Origin of the sequence: Curtobacterium sp. UNCCL17 (genome assembly GCF_000686685.1) — a bacterium.
In the GTDB taxonomy this organism is placed as follows: domain Bacteria; phylum Actinomycetota; class Actinomycetes; order Actinomycetales; family Microbacteriaceae; genus Curtobacterium; species Curtobacterium flaccumfaciens.
In genome coordinates, this window is sequence record NZ_KK366001.1 from 579,411 (window position 1) to 599,966 (window position 20,556).

The window sequence follows — 20,556 nt, forward strand, 5'->3', positions numbered from 1 at the left end:
GACGACCGACAGGATGGATCCATGAGCGACGAGACCCGAGGGCGGCAGCTGCTGCCCGGACAGACCAGCCGCGTGCACGTGTACGACGTCGAATCCCGCACCTCGCGGCTCGTGTTCGAGTCGGCCACGGTGCTCGTCGAGGCGCCGAACGTCCTGGACGCCGAGACCCTGGTGCTCAACGGCGACGGCGACCTGTGGCTGCTGCGGCTGCCGTCGGCCGACAGCGGCATCGTCCTCGACGAGACCGCGCTCGTGCCGGTGCCGATGGACGGCGTCGACGAGATCAACAACGACCACGTGCTCGAGCCGTCCGGCAGCTCCATCGTGGTGAGCGCCCGCGACGGCGAGCTCTACCGCGTCCCGCTGCCCGAGGGCGGTCCCGCGACCCGGATCACCGACGTCGCAGCGGCCCTGCCCACCAAGCGGAAGTTCTACCTGCACGGCATCGCCCCCGACGGCAGCGCCCTCGCCGCGATCGTGGGGGAGCTGTCCGAGGACGGCGTCTGGACGACCGACGTCGCGATGGTCGACCCGGAGACCGGCGAGCCGACCTTCGTCACGCGGGACGAGCACCCCGACGACGGCTGCACCATCAGTCCGGCCGGCGGGATCCTGCTCTGGAACACGGAGCGGTTCACCCCCGGCACCGCGCAGCTGGCCGTGCGCTGGCCCGGGCACGACAGCCCGGTCCGCCTGACGAACGACGACCGGGTGAACTGGTTCCCGCACCTGTCGCCGGACGGCGCGCACCTGCTCTACCTGTCGTACGAGCCCGGCGTGCAGGGCCACCCGGCGGACCACCGCGTCGAACTCCGGCTGCTGCCCGGTTCGCTCGTCCGCGGCGCACGGATCGCGGTCCGGCCCGAGACCCTGGTGGCCCTCGACGGCGGGCAGGGGACGGTCAACGTGCCGCCGTGGGCCCCCGACTCGACGTGGTTCGCGTACTGCGACTACCGGGTGGCCGGGTAGCGGCGGCGTCTGCGGCGCCGGGGGCGGCGGCGTCCTCACGCGCTGCGCGACAGTCCACGCGCCGCCGGACGCGTGGACTGTCGCTCAGCGCGAAACGCGGACGGACACCCCGACACCCCGCCCCGCCGCCCCGCCGCCCGCTAGACCTCGCGGACCTGCCCCTGCTTGATGTGCAGGCGACGCTCGGCACGCTTCGCGACCCACGAGTCGTGCGTGACGATGACGACGGTCAGGCCGCGCTCCCGCCACTGCTTCTCGATGAGCGCCATGATCTCGTCGCGGGTCGACTCGTCGAGCGCACCCGTCGGCTCGTCGGCGAGCAGCACGCTCGGGTTCTTCACCAGCGCCCGGGCGATCGCCACGCGCTGCTGCTGTCCGCCGGACAGCTCGGCCGGCAGGTGCTCCATCCGCTCACCCAGTCCGACCTCGCGGAGGGCAGCGACCGCACGCTCGCGGACCTCGCTCCGGGACCGGTTCGCGAGCGACCCCGCGAACGCCGTCTCGACGTTCTCGAGCGCCGTCAGCGTCGGGATCAGGTTGAAGCTCTGGAACACGAAGCCGATCTCGGTCGCCCGCAGGTCGGTCAGCGCGCCGTCGCCGAGCTTCGCCACGTCGCGGTCGCCACCGAGGTGGATCGACCCGGCACTCGGCCGGTCGAGTGCTCCGAGCATCTGCAGCAGCGTCGACTTCCCGCCGCCGGTCGGCCCCTGGACGGCCACGAGCTGCCCCTGCGGGATCGTCAGGTGGACGTTCGTCAGGGCGGTGACGGTCCGGTTCTTCTGCTTGTAGGTCTTGCTGACGTTGGTCAGCCGGTACATCGGACTGGAGGCACGGCTCGCCTCCGCCTCGCCGGTCGCGGTGTCGGTGCTGGTCACGGTTGCTCCTGTCGTCGGTTCGGTCGTGTCGGTGCGGCCCGGCATCAGGCCACGCTCCGGAGCGCCTCGGCCGGACGGAGCCGGCTCGCCCGCCAGCCGCCGAGCGCGCCGGCGATGAGGCCGCCGAGGATCGCGAGGCCGATCGCCAGCAGGATGATCTCGACGGTCACCGGGGCGTGCAGGACCACGTCGGTCGTCGACGCGGTGCTCGCGCCGCCGCCGAAGCCCCCGGCCGGTGCACCGCCCGTCGTGCCGCTGCCCGCGGCCGCGGTCGCTGCGCCGCCGGGCATGCCACCACCGCCACCGGCACCCCCGCCGGTCGTGCTCGAGGCGCTCGCCGAGATCGTCGGACTGATGACGTTCACGACGAGGATGCCGATCAGGCCGGCCGCGGCGCCGAGCACGCCGCCGATCAGGCCCTGCACCAGGGACTCGCCGGCCACCTGTCGGGTGATGCGGCCGTTCGACCAGCCGATCGCCTTGAGGGTCCCGAACTCGCGGGTGCGGCGGGTCACGCCGGAGATCGTGAAGAGGATCGCGATGAGGAACGCCGCGGCGAGCACGACGATCGACAGCCACTTGCCGAGGTTCGAGACGAGGCTCGACGCGGTGCTGAGCGACCCGGACACGCTCGATGCCAGGTCGGCCTCGGTGGAGACGGTGGCGCTCGTCAGCTTCGCCTGCAGTGCGGACTTGATGGTGCTGACGTCGGAGGACGACTCGGCGGAGACGTAGATCGAGGTGACCTTGCCGTCGAGGTCGGCCAGCGCCTGTGCGGTGTCGAGCGGGATGTAGGTGTTCGAGCCCGTGGTCGAGGCCGAGCCGGTGGAGCTGACGATGCCGATGACGGTGAAGTCCGTGCCGCCGATGTCGACGGTGTCGCCGACCGCCTTCGACTCGCTCTTCGCGTACGACGCATCGAGCACGACGACGTCCTTGCCCGCGTCCTTCGCGGCGAAGGTGCGCCCCTTCGTGAGCTCGGTGCTCGTGAGCGGACCGACCGTCGCGCCGGACACCGGGATGCCGGTCACCGTGAACGAGTCGACGCTGAACGACCCACCGCCGAACCCGCCGCCTCCGCCGGTGTCCCCGCTCGGCGGGCCCTGCTGGGTCGTGCTGTCGCTGCTGGAGTCGCTGCTGCCGTCCGTGCTGCTGTCGTCGGTCGACTGCTGCTGGACCTGGCCGGAGAACGTGCTGTTCTCGAGGGTCAGCACACCCGTCGCGGCCTTGACGCCGTCGGTGCTCGTGATCGTGGACAGGTTCGCGGCGTCCAGGGTGCTCGTGCCGCGCGCGACCGCGAGCCGCGACTGCGACAGGTCGGTCGAACCGCTGTCGTCGTCGCTGTCGCCCTGGCTGCCGAAGTCGAAGCTCGGACGCCCGCCGTTCGTCGACGCCGTCGCGGTCTTGGTGACGGTGATGTCGGTGCCGACGCCGTACACGGACTGCAGGACGCTCGACTGCGCTGCCTGCACGCCACCCGAGATCGACGACACGATCACCACGAGGGCGATGGCCAGGGCCATCCCGATCGCGATGATGACCGTCTGCTTCTTGCGGTTCGTGAGTTCGCGCCTGAGGTAGGTCAGGAACATGGTTCTCCTCGGTGGTGGCCGGCTGGGGTCACCGGCCGCGCAGAGCACGCGGCGGGGCCGACGGAGGAGAACCTAGGGACGCTGTCGATGACCGACCCATCGCGCACCTATGTGACGGCTAAGGGCGCATCAGCCGACGTCGCCGTACCGCTGGCGCAGGTGCTCCGCGTACCCGCCGGGGGTCCGGCCGGCGAAACGCCCGCTCGTCACCACCGGCAGGTCGACGGTGGCGTCCACCCGGAAGCCGAGCGCCCGCGCCCGGGCCACCAGCCGCGCGTCCTCGTGCTCGGGCACGGGGTCGAACCCGCCGAGGCTGACGTACGCCGCGGCGAGCACGCCGAGGTTCGCGCCGTGCACGTGGCCGAGGGCAGCACCGGGCGGGTGCGCCAGCCTCCAGCGGTCGAGCACCGCGGGCGCCAGGTCGTCCGGGTCGGGGACGACGGCGCCGACGAGCACCTGCGCGCCGGACGCCAGGGAGTCGCACTGCTGGACGAGCCACCGTTCGTGCACCCGGGAATCGGCGTCGGTGTGGGCGAGCCACCGGGACGCCGGGTCGCCGTCGTGCGCACGGAGGGCGTGCGTCGCCCCGATGGTCCGTGCCCGACCGACCCCGACACGGTCCGTGGTCAGGACGTCGACCGGGTACCGCGCGACCACCGAAGCGGTGCCGTCCGTGCAGCCGTCGAGCACCACCGTGACGGCGGCGTCGACTCCGGGGCGCTCCGCGGCGAGCCGGTCGAGGGCCACCAGGAGCGCATCGAGGCACGCGGCGATCCGGTCCGCCTCGTCGTGCGCGGGGACGACGACGTCGATGCGTGCACGTGATTCCGGTCGCGTCACCGGATGATCCCCTCGGCCCGGGCCACCGAGGTGACCGCCGGACCGGGAAGGACACTCAGGGCGAAGTCCTCCTCCACGTGCCGGAGCAGAGCGGGACGCGGCCATCGTTCGGTCAGCCGCGCGTCCACCGCGTCACCGCTCGACACGGCCTCGTCGTCGGGATGCCGCCAGTGGCAGGCCACGAGCACGCCGTCGTCATCGAGCGACCCGAGCACACGGTCGATCGTCGCGTCGAGGTCGGCGGGCGACAGGTAGTACCCGACCTCGGACATCACCACCAGGTCCCAGCGCCCGTCCGGCCACTCCGCCGGCAGGGCCGCCTGCACGAACCGCGCGGTCGGGGCACGGCGGGCAGCACGCTCCAGCGGCGCCGCCGAGATGTCGGTGCCGAGCACGTCGTCCGCGCGTTCGGCGAGGGCGGCCGTCAGGACCCCGGTGGCACAGCCGAGCTCGAGCGCCGACCGGTAGCGCGGGCGGGGGAGCGCCGCCAGCGTCACGGCACGCTTGCGCTGCTCGTACCAGGACCCGTCGAAGTCCCACCCCTCGGGCTTCCGGTCGTAGTGGGCGTCGAACGACTCGCGAGACCGCGACGGGGCGGGCCCCGGCGCGAAGAACCACTCCGTCGTCCGCAGGTGGTGGGCGGCGTGCCGGTCGTCGACGATCGCCTCGTCCCCCGGCGCGGGCGACAGGGGCCGGGTCTGCGACGGGTAGGCGTCGAGGGCGGCACGCTTCCGGGCGACGAGGTCGTCGGGCAGCGACAGGGCCCGGACGTCGTCCCACGGGGCGACGGAGCGGTCCGGGTCGTCCCAGTGCCAGGCCCAGACCGGGTACGCGAGCAGGTCGACGTCGGCGGCGCTCGCCGCGGCGGCCTCGGCGACCTCGCCGGCGATGCGGTGGTCGCGGTGCCCGTCCCCGCGCCACGGCGCGACGAGCAGCACGGGGCGGGCGGCGTCGGCGAGCACCGTGTCGAGGGTGTCGACGACACGGTCTCGGTGTTCGCGGGTCGCGCCGTCCGGGATCCCCGCCGAGGTCGACGTCACGTCGGGGTGCAGGGTGCGCAGGGCCGCCACGAACTCGTCGTCACGGGCGGCGGCGAGCGCCTCCGGGGTCGTCGTGGGGGAGTCCGGGTGGGAGCGCTCGCCGCGGGTGAGCAGCAGCACGTGCACGGGGACGCCGGCGTCTGCGGCGGCCGCGATCAGGCCACCGGCGCCGAGGGTCTCGTCGTCGGGGTGCGGTGCGACGACCACCACCGATCCGGTGCCGGCCAGGTCGATCGCCGGTGCGTCCAGGCCGTCGAGGAACCCCGTCCACGCCGCCGGGTCGGTGCCCGGCTCGCGGTGGTCGAAGCTCACCACGCGACACCGCCCCGCTCGAGCACCATGCGGCCGATCCGGGCCAGGTCGCGGGCTCCGTGGTCCTGCAGGACGTAGAGCTCGAGGTCGGCGACCCGCGCGGCGACGGCGGCGTCGGCGGTCAGCGGAGCCGGGCCGATCGTGGCGACCACCCGCTCGCGCACGGCGTCGACCGATCGGCGCACCCGAGACCGGACGGTCTGGGCGAGCAACCGCCAGTCGGTGTCGTCGGAACCCGGGTCGGACCCGTCGATCCGGGCGGCGGCGTCGGCGAGGGCGTCCTCGGCGTCGGCGAGGTCGGCCACGGTGGCGCCGAGGGCGGCCTGCAGCAGCTCGGACTCCGGGTGCGCGGCCGCGGTCTCGCGGAGCACCCGGGCGAGCCCGACCGCACCGCCCCACCAGCAGGCCGCGACGCCGATGCCGCCCCAGGCGAAGCCGGGACGGCCGAGGTACCAACCGGGAGCGCCGACGGGTCGTGCCCGGACGCCGTCGAAGTCGACCGGTCCGCTCGGCACGTCCGGCATGCCGCGTGCGACCCAGGCGTCGTCGTGCACGGTGACGCCGGGCTGTCGCAGGTCCACGGCGACGAGGACCCGCTCGTCGCCCAGGTGCGCGGTGACCAGGGCGTGCGAGAGCGTCGAGGCGAGCGAGCACCACGGCTTCGTGCCGTGCAGCAGGACCGTGCCGTCGTTCTGGGGCGCGGCATCGAGCCGGAGGCCCGGGCCCTCGGCGGCGAAGACACCCCAGGTCGAGCCGTCCGCGGAGTCCACCCCGGCCTGTGCCAGGATCCCGAGCGCGTCCAGGTGCGGTTCGACGGTGCGGGCGGTGGCGACGTCCGCCGCGGCGACCGCGGCGAGCGTGCCGAAGAACCCGCCGGCCGTCCCGGCGGACAGGGGTGGGGTGGTGGCGGCGACCGCTCGCGCGACCGCGAGGCGGTCCGTCGGTGTCGAGCCGGGCCTCCCGGTCGTCCGTTCGATCCGCGCGGTGTCCAGGTGCCGGGCCGACGGGGGCCAGGCTGCAGATCGCAACATGCTCCCAACGTACGGAGCGGCACACGTGGACGTGTCCTCGATCCACAGAACGCACTGGGCCGTGCCACAGACGACTCATAGGAACTTCTCGATACTCGAAGACGTGACCATCTCCCAGCCCGCAGCAGCCCCGCGCCTCACGCGTGCCGACGGAACCCCGTTGCGCATCCTGGTCGTCGACGACGAAGCCAGCCTCACCGACCTGTTGTCCATGGCGCTCCGCTACGAGGGCTGGGACGTCAAGAGCGCGAACGGCGGCCAGGACGCCCTGACGACCGCGCGGGAGTTCAAGCCCGACGCCATGGTGCTCGACGTGATGATGCCGGACCTCGACGGGCTGCAGGTGCTCAGCCGGCTGCGGCAGAACAACGACGACACCCCGGTGCTGTTCCTCACCGCGAAGGACTCCGTCGAGGACCGCGTGACCGGGCTCACCGCAGGCGGTGACGACTACGTCACCAAGCCGTTCTCCCTCGAGGAGGTCGTGGCGCGTCTGCGCGGGCTCATCCGCCGCTCGCAGATCTCGATCTCCGAGGCCGGCGACTCCCGCATCGTGGTCGGCGACCTGGTGCTCGACGAGGAGTCGTACGAGGTGCACCGCGCCGGCCGTCCGATCGAACTGACCGCCACCGAGTTCGAGCTGCTCCGCTTCCTGATGCGCAACCCCCGCCGCGTGCTGTCGAAGGCGCAGATCCTGGACCGCGTGTGGTCGTACGACTTCGGCGGCAAGTCGTCGGTCGTCGAGATCTACATCTCCTACCTGCGCAAGAAGATCGACGCTGGTGAGACCCCGATGATCCACACGGTGCGCGGCGTCGGGTACGTCATCAAGCCGACCTCGTGACCCTGCGGCGCCGGCTCGTCCTGAGCATCGTCGCCCTGGTCGTCGCCGTCAGCGCGGTGATCGGGGCGGCCAGCATCATCGCGCTCGCCTCGATCCAGACCAGCGCGATCGACAAGCAGATCACGAGCGCCACGCACCGGGCGCAGCGGTACCTGCAGCAGAACCAGTCGGGGCAACCGAGCATCGACCTGTCCCGACCGTCCGGGCAGGCCGCCGGAACCCTGACCGCGTACTTCGTCGACGGGCAGGTCGTCATCGCGAACGTGCTCGACGACTACGGCCGCCCGAGCGGGGTCCCGCAGACGAGCGCCGAGGCACTGGGGTCCGTCCGCGTTGACGCCGACCCGGAGACGATCGACCTCGGCTCGGACGTCGGGCGGTACCGCCTCGCCGCCGTCAACGTCGGCCCGGCCGTCCTGGTCGTGGGGCTCCCGATGGCCCCCGTCTACGACAGCGTCTGGAAGCTCTTCGGGGTCGTCCTCGCCGTCGTGGCGACCGCACTGGTCGCCGGTTCGGTCGTCGCCGCGTTCGTGGTCCGGCAGTCGCTCCGACCGCTCGAGCGCGTCGCGGAGACCGCGTCCACCGTCGCGCGCATGCCGCTCGACCGCAGCGACGCCCTCGACGGTGTCCGCGTGCCCGACACCGACCCCCGAACCGAGGTCGGCCGGGTCGGCAGCGCGTTCAACCGCATGCTCGGGCACATCGGCAGTGCGATGCAGGCCCGGGAACGCTCGGAGCAGAAGGTGCGGCAGTTCGTCGCCGACGCCTCGCACGAGCTCCGGACCCCGCTCGCCTCGGTCCGCGGGTACGCCGAGCTCACCCGGCGCATGGGCGGCGACCTGCCGAAGGACGTCGTCTACGCGATGAGCCGCATCGAGTCGGAGTCCATCCGGATGACCTCGATGGTGGAGGACCTGCTGCTCCTCGCCCGGCTCGACGAAGGCCGCGAGATCCAGTTCGCCGAGGTCGACCTGACCGGCCTGGTGCTCGACGCGGTGAACGACGCACACGCCGCCTCGCCGGAACACCCCATCGAGGTCGACGTCCCGCCGGAGCCGGTGACCATCACGGGCGACGCCGCACGACTGCACCAGGTCATCGTGAACCTCGTCACGAACGCCCGGACCCACACGCCCGAGGGCACCCGCATCACGGTGGGCCTCGCGCCGGTCGACGGCGGAGTCGACCTGACCGTGCGCGACACCGGCCAGGGGATCGACCCGGAATTCCTGCCGAAGCTGTTCGAGCGCTTCGCTCGGGCCGACAGCTCGCGGTCCCGCACGGTGGGGTCGACCGGCCTCGGGCTCGCCATCGTGGACGCGGTGGTGCAGGCGCACGGTGGCCGGGTCGAGGTCACGAGCGAGCCGGGAGACACCGTGTTCACGGTGCACCTTCCGCGCGACCCTGCTGCGGCTGCCGCCGCGGCGGGGGCTGTCGCGTCGTCGTCGGCTGACCCTGCCGGGTCCGCGGACTGGTCGGCGACACCCGCTGCGGTGGACCGTACCCACTGACGGTCGGGAGGCGCGGGGCGGGGCCGCCCCGCGCCTCCAGTGGGGGTGTTTGGTGACGCCCACGGCGTCTGGTACAGTTCTCGAAGCCAAAGACCGCCGGATGTCGTGCTGCTCGCAACGTGTTTGTGAACATCGTGACCGAAGGTCCTCACTCGTGAGGCATCCCGCGCAGGTGTTCCGAACCACTCCCACCATCTGGTGAGAGCAGCTCCGAGCCTCTGCGCCGGAGCTTTTTTCGTTCGTGGACCTGGGGCTGCCGGCAAGACCCCCAAGGAGAACCATGGCGAACAAGGAAGCTGCGGTCGCCGAGCTCACGGAGTCCTTCCGTAGCTCGAACGCCGTTCTGCTCACCGAGTACCGCGGTCTCACGGTCGCGCAGCTCAAGGAGCTCCGCAACTCGATCCGTGAGCACGCCACGTACGCCGTGGTGAAGAACACGCTGACCAAGATCGCGGCGAACAACGCCGGCATCTCGTCGTTCGACGACGAGCTCGCCGGTCCGTCCGCTCTCGCCTTCGTCCACGGTGACACCGTCGCCGTCGCGAAGTCGCTGCGTGCATTCGCCAAGGCGAACCCCGAGCTCGTGGTGAAGGGCGGTTACTTCGACGGTAACCCGCTCACCGCGACCGAGGTGGACAAGCTCGCCGACCTCGAGTCCCGTGAAGTGCTGCTCGGCAAGCTCGCCGGCGCACTCAAGGCCTCGCTGTTCGGTGCTGCGTACCTGTTCCAGGCACCCCTCTCGCAGGCCGTCCGCACCGTGGACGCTCTTCGCGAGAAGCAGGAGTCCGCGGCCTGATCAGGCTCGCGTTCATCAACCACACGTACTAGCTAGTAGTAGGAGAAAATCATGGCGAAGCTTTCGCAGGACGAGCTCATCGAGGCCTTCAAGGAGCTCACGCTCATCGAGCTCTCGGACTTCGTGAAGAAGTTCGAAGAGGTCTTCGAGGTCACCGCGGCCGCCCCGGTCGCCGCTGCCGCCCCCGCCGGTGCAGCTGCTCCGGCCGAGGCCGCTGAGGAGAAGACCGAGTTCGACGTCATCCTCAAGTCCGCTGGTGACAAGAAGATCCAGGTCATCAAGGAGGTCCGTGGCCTGACGTCGCTCGGCCTCGGTGAGGCCAAGGCGCTCGTCGAGACCGCCGACGCCAAGATCCTCGAGGGTGCGAACAAGGAGACCGCCGACAAGGCGAAGGCGACCCTCGAGGCCGCTGGCGCCACGATCGAGCTCGCGTAGTCTCGACCGTTCCGGTCACGAAGGCCGCTGCCCCTCGGGGCGGCGGCCTTCGTCGTGTGCGGGGGCCGCGCGCGGCGGGCGCGGCGACGTTTCGCGCTCACCGACACTTCACGCGCGCTCCGGCCCGTGACGTGTCGGTCAGCGCGTGATTTCGTACCGCTCAGATGAAGACGCCGTGCGAGCGGAAGAGCGCACGGAGGCGGTCGGGCTCGACGAGGTGCCACCACGTCACGCGGATGACGGCCCTGACCGCGGGGAGCGCGCGCAGCCGGTCCTCCCGACGCTTCTCGGCCCAGAGGACGTCCGCGGGATCGCGCCCCTGCAGCATCGACAGGTCGACGTACTTCTGCCGGCCGTCGAACTCGACGACGACGCCGAGTGACGGGAACCAGAAGTCGACGCGGTCGACCGTGCCGTCGCGGTGCCGGAACTCGACCTGCGGCTCACACGACGGGAGTCCGACCTGCACGAACCGGATCGCAGCGAACGATTCGCCGACCGACTCGTGCCGTGCATCGAGCGCCGAGAGGACCGTCTCGGCGTGCACCGAGCCGCGTGCAGGACGGACGGGGACCACGCCGCGGAGGTCGTCCAGGGTGAGCACCCCCTGACGGATGCCGGCATCGATGGCCACGGCGGCGACGTGGGGCGACCCTGTCGTGATGAGCGCCGCCGCGGTGTCCAGGGGAGCCGTGACCGGTACGCCGTCGAACGCCGTGGCAGCGGTCCGCGGCGTCGGACCGCTCGGATGACGGATGAGACCGGCTCGGTGCTGGATGACCGAGACTGCCGGGTCGACCACGTGGACCCGATCCGGTGCGTCCCCGACCAGTGGCCAGCCGTGGATCAGCGCGGCGGTGACGTGGGAGAACACCGAGCCGGGACGCAGCCGTGGCGCAATGGCCCGCGCACGGGCGAGGTGCTGGCCGACAGCGCTCAGCGCGTCCCACTCCTCGGTCACGATGTACACGCCCGCGAGCAGGCGGACCAACGATCCCGAGGCGTACCGGCGTTGCAGGAGTCTCGCGTGGGTCGGGTCCTGTGCGGTGGCACGGAGCAGGTGCGGGCGGTGGGTGCTCTCGTTCATGCCGTGATGTTCGTCGACGGCGACCGCCGCCGGTGTCCGAACAGGGCATCTGTGGACGAGGCGGTCTCAACGTGGCCGCTGTGGACGAGGAACCGCGTCGCGAGTTCACGCGCTCAGCGACACCTCACGGGGGACGGCGCGCGTGAGGTGTCGGTGAGCGCGTGAGGTCGTCGCGCGGCGCGGCGGCGCGTCAGCGCAGGGTGCTGTGGCGGCGGCCGTAGGCCAGGTAGAGCAGGGCGCCGGCGACCATCCAGATGCCGAAGGCGATCCAGGTGGTGGCGCCGAGGAACACCGCGAGCAGCACGCAGCTCAGGGTGCCGAGGATCGGCACGACGGGGAACAGCGGCACCCGGTACGAGCGCTCCAGGTCGGGCTGCGAGCGGCGGAGCACGATGACGGACACGTTCACCAGGGCGAAGGCGACGAGGGTGCCGATGCTCGTGGCGTCGGCGAGTTCACCGAGGGGCACGAGCGCGGCGACGATCGTCACGGAGATGCCGATGATGAGCGTGTTCGCGATCGGGGTGCCGGTGCGACGGGAGACCCGCCCGAAGACCTTCGGTACCAGGCCGTCGCGGGACATCGTGAGCAGGATGCGGGTCTGGCCGTACAGGACGGTGAGGACGACGCTGGCGATGGCGACGACGGCGCCGATCGAGAACACGAGGGCGACGAGCGGCTGCCCCGTGACGTCGACGACGATGCGGACGAGTGACGCTTCGGACGACGAGAACGCGGTCCACGAGCGGGCGCCGACGGCGGCGATCGCGACGAGGATGTACAGCGCGGTGATGAGCGCGATCGAGCCGATGATCGCCCGGGGCAGGTCGCGGCGGGGGTTCTTCGCCTCTTCACCGGCGGTCGAGGCGGCGTCGAAGCCGATGTACGAGAAGAACAGCCGTGACGCGGCGGCGGTGACCCCGGCGGCGCCCATCGGGGCCAGCGGCTCGAAGTTCTGCGCCCGGAAGGCCGTGAACGCCACGATGACGAAGAAGACCAGCAAGGCGATCTTCACGATCACCATGACCGTGTTCACCCAGGCGCTCTCGCGGGCACCGGGCAGCAGCACGACGGTGGCGAGCAGGACCAGGACCGCCGCGGGCAGGTTGACCACGCCGCCGTCGACCGGGGGAGCGGCGAGCGCGGTGGGCAGGTGCAGGCCGAACACGCGGAGGGTCTCGTCGACGTACTCGCTGGCACCCACCGCGACCGCGGCCACCGAGACGGCGTACTCGAGCACGAGGCACCAGCCGCAGATCCAGGCGATGCCCTCGCCCATCGTGGCGTACGTGTACGAGTAGCTGGACCCCGAGGTCGGGACGGCGCCTGCCATCTCGGCGTAGGAGAGCGCGGACAGCAGCGCGGCGATCCCCGCGACGACGAACGAGATCCAGACGGCGGGACCGGCGAGCGGGACCGCGGTGCCGAGGACGACCAGGATGCCGGTGCCGAGCGTGGCCCCGACGCTGATCATCGTCAGCTGCCAGACCCCGAGCGATCGGCGGAGGGGTTCACCGTTGACACCTCGGGAGGCTTCGGCCTGCAGCTGCTCGATCGGCTTGCGGCGGGCGAGCTGCGCCCCCAGGGACGTGGGACGTGACGGCGCGGACGACATGGGACCTCGGTGGTGCGGGGACGGGGACGGCACATGCTCGCACGCCCCCTGAACGGGGTCAAATACTGCGGTGCTGTGGAGAGAGCGGTCGATGTCCGAGCGCGGGGCTACGGTGGCTCCATGAGCATGGGACACGGCGGGCGAGGCGGCGGTCCGCGCGGGGGTGGGCGCATCTCGAGCGGCGACTTCCGCGCGCAGAAGGCCGCCAACGCCGAGGCGCCGAGGATCCCGCACCTGGTCCGGCGCATCGCCGCGCTGTTCGAGCCGCACCGTCGGGCGATCATGCTCACGGTCGTCCTCGTGCTGATCGGTGCGGCCATCTCGGTCGTGCCGCCACTGCTCACCCAGCAGGCGTTCGACCGTGGGCTGTTCCCGCCGTCGGGCCGCCCGGACGTCCCGGTGCTGATCGAGCTCGTGTCCGCGATGGTCCTGCTCTGGATCGCGAGCGCCGGGGTCGGCGTCTGGCAGACGTACCTGACCGCGACGGTCGGCAACAAGGTCATGGGTGCGATGCGGATGCGCCTGTTCGCGCACCTGCAGCGGATGGAACTCGCGTTCTTCACCCGCACCAAGACCGGCGTCATCCAGTCCCGCCTGCAGAACGACGTCGGCGGCGTGGCGAGCGTGCTGAACAACACGATCTCGTCGGTGCTCGGCAACACCGTGACCGTGATCGCCGCCGTGGTCGCGATGCTCCTGCTGAGCTGGCAGATGACGCTGGTCGCCGTGGTCCTGCTGCCGCTGCTGGTGATCGCGCAGCGCCGCGTCGGCCAGGTCCGCGCCCGCATCGCCGCGCAGACGCAGGAGTCGCTGTCCGACATGACGGCCATCACGCAAGAGGCGCTGAGCGTCTCCGGCATCCTGCTCGCGAAGAGCTTCAACCAGCAGGCCAGCGAGACCCGCCGCTACGGGGACGAGAACCGCAACCAGATCACCCTGCAGGTGCGCCAGCAGATGTCCGGGCAGTGGTTCTTCGCGATCGTGCAGATCTTCCTGTCGATCATCCCGGCGATCATCTACGTCGTCGCCGCGTACCTGATCATCGGCGACGTCCCGATCACGGCCGGGACGATCGTCGCGTTCACGACGGTGCAGTCCCGGCTGCTGTTCCCGACGGTCGGGCTGCTGCGCGTGGTCCTCGACCTGCAGACCTCCGGTGCACTCTTCGCCCGCATCTTCGAGTACTTCGACCTCAAGCCGGCCATCACGGACTCGCCGACCGCCCGGCCCGTGGACGAGTCGAAGGTCGGCCACGTCGCCTTCGACGACGTCGTCTTCACCTACCCCGACGGCGAAGCCGACAAGCCGACCCTGCGCGGGGTGTCGTTCGAGCTGCGCCCCGGGCAGTTCGCGGCCTTCGTCGGTCCCTCCGGCGCGGGCAAGACGACGGTGTCCTACCTGGTGCCCCGGCTGTACGAGGCGACCGAGGGCTCGGTGCGCTTCGCCGGGCAGGACGTCCGCGACCTGGTGCACGAGGACCTGATGCGGCACGTCGGCATCGTCAGCCAGGAGACGTACCTGTTCCACGCCACGATCGGTGAGAACCTGCGGTACGCCAAGCCCGACGCCACCGACGACGAGCTCGAGCGTGCGGCCCGTGCGGCGAACATCCACGACACGATCGCGTCGTTCCCGGACGGCTACGACACCGTCGTGGGGGAGCGCGGCTACCGCCTGTCCGGTGGTGAGAAGCAGCGCATCGCCATCGCCCGGGTCATGCTGAAGGACCCGCCGGTGCTCGTCCTCGACGAGGCCACCAGCGCGCTCGACTCCATCTCGGAGCACGTCGTGCAGACGGCGCTCGACACGGCGGCGGCCGGCCGGACCACCATCTCCATCGCGCACCGGCTGTCGACGATCCGCGACGCCGACGTCATCTTCGTCCTCGACCACGGCCAGATCGTCGAGCAGGGCACGCACGACGAACTCCTCGCCCTCGACGGCACGTACGCGCAGCTGCACCGACAGCAGAACTCGTCGGCGGACGTCGTCCGCCCCTGACGGTCGCGACCGGGCGCCGGACGCCGAGGCCCGTGGCGGCGTCCGCACGGGCCTCCCGTCCGGCGCGCAGCGCGACCAGGGCACGCCGTCTGCCGCGGGATCCCGGAGCGTTGTCCGCACACGACACATCCCAGCGGGACGCGGGGACCGCGTCCTAGACTCGACGGCGTGCGTTACGCGAACTCCGTCGTCGACCTCGTCGGCGACACCCCGCTCGTCAAGCTCAACCGGGTGACCGAGGGGGTGCGGGCGACCATCCTCGTGAAGGTCGAGTACCTGAACCCCGGTGGGTCGTCGAAGGACCGCATCGCCACCCGGATCATCGACGCGGCCGAGGCCTCTGGCGATCTGCGCCCCGGCGGCACCATCGTCGAACCGACCTCCGGCAACACCGGCGTCGGTCTGGCCCTGGTCGCACAGCAGCGCGGCTACCGGTGCGTCTTCGTGCTGCCCGACAAGGTCGGCGAGGACAAGCGCAACGTGCTGACGGCGTACGGCGCCGAGATCGTCGTCACCCCGACCGCGGTCGCGCCGGAGCACCCCGAGTCCTACTACTCGGTGTCGGACCGGCTCGTGCAGGAGATCCCCGGCGCCTACAAGCCGAACCAGTACGCGAACCCGAACGGTCCCCGCAGCCACTACGAGACCACCGGTCCGGAGATCTGGCGCGACACCGAGGGGCAGATCACCCACTTCGTCGCGGGCGTCGGCACCGGCGGCACGATCTCCGGCACCGGACGGTACCTGAAGGAGGCGTCCGACGGCGGCGTCCGCATCGTCGGGGCCGACCCCGAGGGCTCCGTCTACTCCGGCGGCACCGGTCGCCCGTACCTGGTCGAGGGCGTCGGCGAGGACTTCTGGCCGAGCGCGTACGACGCCGGCGTGCCGGACGAGATCATCGCCGTGTCGGACGCCGACTCCTTCGCGATGACCCGGCGCCTGGCGCGTGAAGAAGGACTGCTCGTCGGCGGCTCGAGCGGCATGGCCGTCGTCGCGGCACTCCGCGCCGCCCGTGACCTGACCGAGGACGACGTCGTCGTCGTGCTGCTGCCGGACGGCGGCCGCGGCTACCTCGGCAAGATCTTCAACGACCGGTGGATGCGCTCCTACGGCTTCGCCGAGACCGACGACGAGCGCACCGTCGGCTCGCTCATCGCCGGCAAGGACGGCCGCCTGCCCGACCTGGTGCACGCGCACCCGGCGGACACCGTGCGCGACGTCGTCGACATCATGACCAAGTACGGCGTCTCGCAGATGCCCGTGCTCAGCGCGGAGCCGCCCGTCGTCATCGGCGAGGTCGTCGGCGCCGTCGAGGAGAAGGCGCTGCTCGAGCAGGTCTTCACCGGCACCGCAAAGATGTCGGACGCGCTCACCGGCTTCGTCGGCGACCCGCTGCCGCTCATCGGCGTCGGCGAGTCGGTCTCCGCGGCGCGTCGTGCGCTCGAGTCGGCCGACGCGCTCCTCGTCGTCGAGGACGGCAAGCCCGTCACGGTGCTGACCCGGCACGACCTCCTCACCTACCTCTCCGAGTAAGGAACCACCGAGCATGACCGAGTTCAGCACCCGGGCCGTCCACGCCGGCCAGGAGCCCGACGAGACCACCGGCGCCGTCATCCCGCCGATCCACCTGACGTCGACGTACGTGCAGGACGGTGTCGGCGGCATGCGCAACGGCTACGAGTACTCGCGCGCCGGCAACCCGACGCGCGACTCGCTGCAGGTGCTCCTCGCCGACCTCGACGGGGGCGTCGCGGCGTCGTCGTTCGCCTCCGGGCTCGCCGCCGAGGACGCCCTGCTCCGCGCCGCACTGGTCCCCGGGGGCCGTGTCGTGATGGGCAACGACGTGTACGGCGGCACCCACCGCCTGGTGAGTCGGCTGCACGTTCCGTGGGGTGTCGAGCTCGTCGTCGTCGACATGAGCGACCTCGACCAGGTCCGCGCGGCACTGCAGGGGGCCCCGGCCACCACGGTGCTGTGGGTCGAGACGCCGACGAACCCGCTCATGAAGATCGCCGACATCGCCGCGCTCGCGACCCTCGGGCACGAGTCGGGCGCCCTGGTGGTCGTCGACAACACGTTCGCGTCGCCGTACCTGCAGCAGCCGCTGTCGCTCGGCGCCGACGTCGTCGTGTACTCGACCACGAAGTACCTCGGCGGACACTCCGACGTCGTCGGCGGAGCCGTCGTGCTCGCGGACGAGGAGCTCGCGGCGAAGGTGCAGTTCCTGCAGTTCGGCGCGGGCGCGATCTCGTCGCCGTTCGACGCCTACCTGACCACCCGTGGCATCAAGACGCTCGCGGTGCGGATGGAGCGGCACTCGCGGAACGCGCAGGCCGTCGCCGAGGCGCTCGTCGTCGCGCCCGGCGTCGAGCGCGTCTACTACCCGGGCCTGCCCGACCACCCGGGGCACGACGTCGCCGCCCGCCAGATGCGTGGCTTCGGCGGGATGCTCTCGGTCGCGCTGTCCGGCGGCGCCGAGGCCGCGAAGCGGTTCGCGGAGTCGACGGAGCTGTTCGCCCTGGCCGAGTCGCTCGGTGGCGTGGAGTCGCTCATCGGGTACCCGAGCGAGATGACCCACGCGTCGGTCAAGGGCACCGAGCTGGCCGTGCCGGAGAACGTCGTGCGGCTGTCGGTCGGCATCGAGGACGCCGGCGACCTGGTGGCGGACCTGGAGCAGGCGCTGACGCGCTGACGCGGACCGCTGACGCGGGACCGCTGACGCGGGACCGCCGCCACACCGTCACCCCTCGCCCCTACGATGTCGTAGGTGAGCACAACGGCGTCGCGGACCAGCCTGCTGAGCGGGCCGTACGCCCTCGCGACGATCGGCATGGTCGCGATCGTCGGCGTCGCGGCGTTCCAGAACCTGGCGATGACGACGATCATGCCGGTGATCAGCCGCGACCTCGACGGCGAGACCCTGTACGCGCTCGCCTTCGCCGCCCCGCTCGCCGCCGGGGTGCCGGGGATGGTGCTCGCCGGCAACTGGACCGATCGCGCCGGTGGCCGGATCGTGGCGTGGGTGTCGGCGGCGTTCTTCGCCGTGGGGACCGCCGTGGTCATGCTCGCGCCGACCATGGAGGTGTTCCTGGCCGGTCGGCTCATCGAGGGGTTCGGTGCCGGGGCCATCGACGTGGTGCTCTACGTGCTCGTCGCCCGGATCTTCCCCGCCGAGCTGCACGGCCCGGTGTTCGCCGGGTTCGCCGCGGCCTGGGTCGTGCCGGCGTTGATCGGCCCCGCCCTGGCCGGCATCGTCACCGACACCTGGAACTGGCACTGGGTGTTCGCCGGGGCGCTGGCGATCGCGCTGGTCGCCTTCGCCCTGCTCGTGCCGACCCTCGGCCGGGTGCACGCTCCGGCCGCGTCGCTCCGCCCGCCGTGGCAGCGGGTCCGGATCGGCTGGTCGGTGGCCGCTGCCGTGTCGATCCTGCTGCTCAACGTCGCGCCCGACCTGGCCCCGTGGGGCATGGTCGCGGCGGTGCTCGTCGGGTTGATCGGCACCTGGTTCGCCCTGCGGCCGCTGCTGCCGACCGGCACGTTCCGGGCCGCGGCCGGGCTGCCGTCGGTCGTGCTGCTGCGCGGGCTCGTCGCCGCGTCGTTCTTCGGGAGCGAGGCGTACGTGCCGTTCCTGCTGCAGGCCGAACACGGGTTGTCACCGTCCGCTGCGGGGCTGGCCCTGACGGTGGCGGCACTCAGCTGGGCTGCTTCGAGCTGGGCGCACGGTCGTCTGGGGGAGCAGCGGCTCACCGCCCGTCGCACCTTCGGGGTCGGGCTGACGCTGGTGCTCGTCAGCCTGGTGACCGCGCTCGCGGTCGCGACGTTCGACCTGTCGTGGTGGGTGCTGGTCGCCGGCTGGTTCGTCGGTGGCGCGGGCATGGGCGCGATCTACCCGCGCGCCTCGATGCTGACCCTGCGGTTCTCCGGCGAGGGCGACGACGGGTTCGCGAGCTCGGCCCTGACGATCGCTGACGCAGCCGGCAGCGTGATCGGTCTCGCGGTGACCGGCCTGCTCTTCACAGCGACCGGTGGTGCCGACGGCACGGTGTCGTTCCCCCTGGTCTTCGCGGCGATGATCGGTTTCGCTGCGCTGGCGATCGCGGCCGTCCGACGGCTCGGCCCCGTGCCGGCGCCGGCGACGACGGCCCCGGTGGGCCCGGGCGGATCCGTCCCGTCGCGGACTCCGTCGTCGCACGGCCCGGCCGCCGGGTAGCGTGGCAGACCGGACCGAAGAGGAGACCCCGTGCTGCGCATCGTCGCCGTGACCGTCGCCCTGGCGGCGGCCCTGACCCTGGCCGGGTGCCAGGGCACGACGTCGGCTGCCCCCACACCGGTGCAGAGCACCGACCTGACGAGCTCCGACGGCGGTTTCGACCAGCAGGCCGTGATCGGTGTCGTCCTGCTCCACGACGACGCGGCCCTCGCAGACCGGCTCCGCACCGACCTGACCGACGCCGGGTTCCGGCCCGACGTCCGGGTCGCTCCGGCATCGGGCGCTGCGGCGTCACAGCAGACCGCGGTCGCCCAGCTCGTGCGCAAGGGCGCCAAGGCCCTGCTCGTGCACGCGGCCCGACCGTCCGCCCTGACCGGTGTGATCCAGACCGCCCACGACGCCGGGGTCGTCGTGGTGTCCCTCGGCGACCCGCTGCCCGCCGCCGGCACCGGTGGGGACGGGGTCTCCGCCGACTACCGCGTGCCGTCGGAGGGCGACGACGCGGACGTCGCTGCCACCGCGGTCGAGGTCGTGCAGTCCCTGCAGCGCGGCGAGAAGCCGGAGACCGACCCGTCGGACGGCGACACGACCGACGCCGAGTAGGCACGCGCAGCACGCGCAGCACGCGCAGCACGAGCACGGCAGCAGGCCAGCACCCACGCGCTCACGCGCTCACGCGCTCACGCGCTCACGCGCTCACGCGCTCACACGACCGAAACGAACGGCCCGCTCAGCTCCACCACGCCGGGAACGACAGCGTGATCGTCTCCACCAGCGCCTTCCGCGACCGACGGGGCCCCGCCAGCCAGGCCTCGATCGCCCCGACGAACCCCTGCGCCACGAACCCCGCGGCGACGTCGTCGAGCAGCTCGGGCCGGCGTGCGGGGTCGAGCTCGCGGATGTGCAGGGCACTCGACACCGTGAAGTGCTCGACGAGCAGCCGGTGCAGCGACGCGTCGTTCGGGTCCGGCAGCGCCTTGCCGTAGATGTCGCGGTGCGTGGTCACGTGCTCGACGACGGCGTTGATGCCGCGCCGGGTGATGGCTGCGAGCTCGTCGGCTCCGGCGCCCCGGTCGGCGGCGGCTCGGCGCTCGTCGGCGTCGTCCTGCCGGATGCGGTCGAGTTCCGGCGTCAGGACGTCGGCGAGCAGCGATCCGGGGGAGACGGCGTGCGAGTAGAACGTGGCCCGGTTGATGCCGGCGGCACGCGTGACGTCGGCGACGGTGATCTCCGAGACCGGTCGGTCCGCGGCGAGTCGCAGGATCGCCTCGCGCAGCGCTGCAGTGGTGTGCAGGATCCGGGCATCCACCATGACGCCCACCCCCTTCTGATCCGCTTCACCCGGAAGGCCCCCGAGCAGTCCGACGCTACCGCATGGTCCGCGCCGGGCCGAGGGAC

Annotated in this window: 18 protein-coding genes; 10 read left to right on the forward strand and 8 right to left on the reverse strand. The window is 71.9% G+C overall.

Annotated elements, in window-relative coordinates; genetic code table 11:
- Positions 1-21: 21 nt before the first annotated feature.
- A complete protein-coding gene (locus BR70_RS0112675) occupies positions 22-969 on the forward strand; it encodes a TolB family protein (protein ID WP_027466374.1) in 948 nt (315 codons plus the stop codon).
- A 140-nt stretch (positions 970-1,109) separates the two neighbouring features.
- Here the strand turns inward: BR70_RS0112675 and BR70_RS0112680 are convergent, their stop codons facing one another.
- The 5 genes from BR70_RS0112680 to BR70_RS0112700 form a co-directional block, all read right to left on the reverse strand.
- Positions 1,110-1,787: an ABC transporter ATP-binding protein gene (locus tag BR70_RS0112680; RefSeq protein ID WP_027466375.1), complete on the reverse strand. Its 678-nt coding sequence runs from the start codon at positions 1,785-1,787 to the stop codon at positions 1,110-1,112.
- Positions 1,788-1,888: 101 nt separating this feature from the next.
- Complete coding sequence (locus tag BR70_RS0112685; RefSeq protein ID WP_027466376.1) at positions 1,889-3,436, reverse strand: ABC transporter permease; 1,548 nt, start codon at positions 3,434-3,436, stop codon at positions 1,889-1,891.
- A gap of 129 nt (positions 3,437-3,565) precedes the next feature.
- Positions 3,566-4,276, reverse strand: coding sequence for a glycosyltransferase family 2 protein (locus BR70_RS0112690; RefSeq protein WP_035808843.1), 711 nt, complete (start codon positions 4,274-4,276; stop codon positions 3,566-3,568).
- Positions 4,273-5,628, reverse strand: a complete 1,356-nt coding sequence (locus BR70_RS0112695) for a bifunctional PIG-L family deacetylase/class I SAM-dependent methyltransferase (protein ID WP_231495702.1) — start codon at positions 5,626-5,628, stop codon at positions 4,273-4,275. Before BR70_RS0112695 ends, BR70_RS0112690 begins: the two co-directional genes overlap by 4 nt.
- Positions 5,625-6,659: an acyl-CoA dehydrogenase family protein gene (locus tag BR70_RS0112700; RefSeq protein ID WP_027466379.1), complete on the reverse strand. Its 1,035-nt coding sequence runs from the start codon at positions 6,657-6,659 to the stop codon at positions 5,625-5,627. Before BR70_RS0112700 ends, BR70_RS0112695 begins: the two co-directional genes overlap by 4 nt.
- A 103-nt stretch (positions 6,660-6,762) precedes the next feature.
- On the opposite strand from BR70_RS0112700, the gene BR70_RS0112705 reads away from it, so the two are divergent.
- From BR70_RS0112705 to rplL, 4 genes are all read left to right on the forward strand, one after another.
- Positions 6,763-7,503 carry a response regulator transcription factor gene (locus tag BR70_RS0112705; RefSeq protein WP_017888661.1) on the forward strand — a complete coding sequence of 247 codons (741 nt, stop codon included), beginning with the start codon at positions 6,763-6,765 and terminating at the stop codon, positions 7,501-7,503.
- The gene (locus BR70_RS20850) at positions 7,500-9,014 is read left to right on the forward strand and encodes a sensor histidine kinase (protein WP_051596890.1); all 1,515 of its coding nucleotides are present in this window, start codon (positions 7,500-7,502) and stop codon (positions 9,012-9,014) included. Before BR70_RS0112705 ends, BR70_RS20850 begins: the two co-directional genes overlap by 4 nt.
- A 280-nt stretch (positions 9,015-9,294) precedes the next feature.
- Positions 9,295-9,810 carry a 50S ribosomal protein L10 gene (gene rplJ, locus BR70_RS0112715; RefSeq protein ID WP_017888663.1) on the forward strand — a complete coding sequence of 172 codons (516 nt, stop codon included), beginning with the start codon at positions 9,295-9,297 and terminating at the stop codon, positions 9,808-9,810.
- Positions 9,811-9,861: 51 nt separating this feature from the next.
- On the forward strand, positions 9,862-10,245 hold the full coding sequence (gene rplL, locus BR70_RS0112720) for a 50S ribosomal protein L7/L12 (RefSeq protein WP_027466380.1): 384 nt from the start codon (positions 9,862-9,864) through the stop codon (positions 10,243-10,245).
- A 160-nt stretch (positions 10,246-10,405) separates the two neighbouring features.
- Here rplL and BR70_RS0112725 read toward each other — a convergent pair whose 3' ends face one another.
- Positions 10,406-11,332 (reverse strand): hypothetical protein, encoded by a 927-nt coding sequence (locus BR70_RS0112725; protein WP_027466381.1) that lies wholly within the window; start codon positions 11,330-11,332, stop codon positions 10,406-10,408.
- A 190-nt stretch (positions 11,333-11,522) separates the two neighbouring features.
- A complete protein-coding gene (locus BR70_RS0112730; protein ID WP_027466382.1) occupies positions 11,523-12,947 on the reverse strand; it encodes an amino acid permease in 1,425 nt (474 codons plus the stop codon).
- Between the two features lie 126 nt (positions 12,948-13,073).
- Here BR70_RS0112730 and BR70_RS0112735 point away from each other — a divergent pair, with 126 nt between their 5' ends.
- The 5 genes from BR70_RS0112735 to BR70_RS0112755 all read left to right on the forward strand — a co-directional run bounded on the left by BR70_RS0112735 (position 13,074) and on the right by BR70_RS0112755 (position 19,761).
- Positions 13,074-14,948 (forward strand): ABC transporter ATP-binding protein, encoded by a 1,875-nt coding sequence (locus BR70_RS0112735; RefSeq protein WP_027466383.1) that lies wholly within the window; start codon positions 13,074-13,076, stop codon positions 14,946-14,948.
- 168 nt (positions 14,949-15,116) lie between these two features.
- Complete coding sequence (locus BR70_RS0112740; RefSeq protein ID WP_027466384.1) at positions 15,117-16,481, forward strand: cystathionine beta-synthase; 1,365 nt, start codon at positions 15,117-15,119, stop codon at positions 16,479-16,481.
- A gap of 13 nt (positions 16,482-16,494) precedes the next feature.
- Positions 16,495-17,640, forward strand: coding sequence for a cystathionine gamma-synthase (locus tag BR70_RS0112745; RefSeq protein ID WP_017888669.1), 1,146 nt, complete (start codon positions 16,495-16,497; stop codon positions 17,638-17,640).
- 75 nt (positions 17,641-17,715) lie between these two features.
- Positions 17,716-19,158 (forward strand): MFS transporter, encoded by a 1,443-nt coding sequence (locus BR70_RS20855; RefSeq protein WP_051596891.1) that lies wholly within the window; start codon positions 17,716-17,718, stop codon positions 19,156-19,158.
- Between the two features lie 30 nt (positions 19,159-19,188).
- The gene (locus BR70_RS0112755; protein ID WP_027466385.1) at positions 19,189-19,761 is read left to right on the forward strand and encodes a substrate-binding domain-containing protein; all 573 of its coding nucleotides are present in this window, start codon (positions 19,189-19,191) and stop codon (positions 19,759-19,761) included.
- Positions 19,762-19,888: 127 nt separating this feature from the next.
- Here BR70_RS0112755 and BR70_RS20860 read toward each other — a convergent pair whose 3' ends face one another.
- Positions 19,889-20,470 carry a TetR/AcrR family transcriptional regulator gene (locus BR70_RS20860; RefSeq protein ID WP_139179218.1) on the reverse strand — a complete coding sequence of 194 codons (582 nt, stop codon included), beginning with the start codon at positions 20,468-20,470 and terminating at the stop codon, positions 19,889-19,891.
- Between the last annotated feature and the right edge of the window lie 86 nt (positions 20,471-20,556).

Coding starts and splice junctions, on each gene's coding strand:
- BR70_RS0112730 (WP_027466382.1), bottom strand. CDS start 12,947: ATGTCGTCCGCGCCGTCACGTCCCACGTCCCTGGGGGCGCAGCTCGCC.
- BR70_RS20860 (WP_139179218.1), bottom strand. CDS start 20,470: ATGGTGGATGCCCGGATCCTGCACACCACTGCAGCGCTGCGCGAGGCG.
- rplJ (WP_017888663.1), top strand. CDS start 9,295: ATGGCGAACAAGGAAGCTGCGGTCGCCGAGCTCACGGAGTCCTTCCGT.
- BR70_RS0112680 (WP_027466375.1), bottom strand. CDS start 1,787: ATGTACCGGCTGACCAACGTCAGCAAGACCTACAAGCAGAAGAACCGG.
- BR70_RS0112725 (WP_027466381.1), bottom strand. CDS start 11,332: ATGAACGAGAGCACCCACCGCCCGCACCTGCTCCGTGCCACCGCACAG.
- BR70_RS0112675 (WP_027466374.1), top strand. CDS start 22: ATGAGCGACGAGACCCGAGGGCGGCAGCTGCTGCCCGGACAGACCAGC.
- BR70_RS0112745 (WP_017888669.1), top strand. CDS start 16,495: ATGACCGAGTTCAGCACCCGGGCCGTCCACGCCGGCCAGGAGCCCGAC.
- rplL (WP_027466380.1), top strand. CDS start 9,862: ATGGCGAAGCTTTCGCAGGACGAGCTCATCGAGGCCTTCAAGGAGCTC.
- BR70_RS0112735 (WP_027466383.1), top strand. CDS start 13,074: ATGGGACACGGCGGGCGAGGCGGCGGTCCGCGCGGGGGTGGGCGCATC.
- BR70_RS0112685 (WP_027466376.1), bottom strand. CDS start 3,436: ATGTTCCTGACCTACCTCAGGCGCGAACTCACGAACCGCAAGAAGCAG.
- BR70_RS0112700 (WP_027466379.1), bottom strand. CDS start 6,659: ATGTTGCGATCTGCAGCCTGGCCCCCGTCGGCCCGGCACCTGGACACC.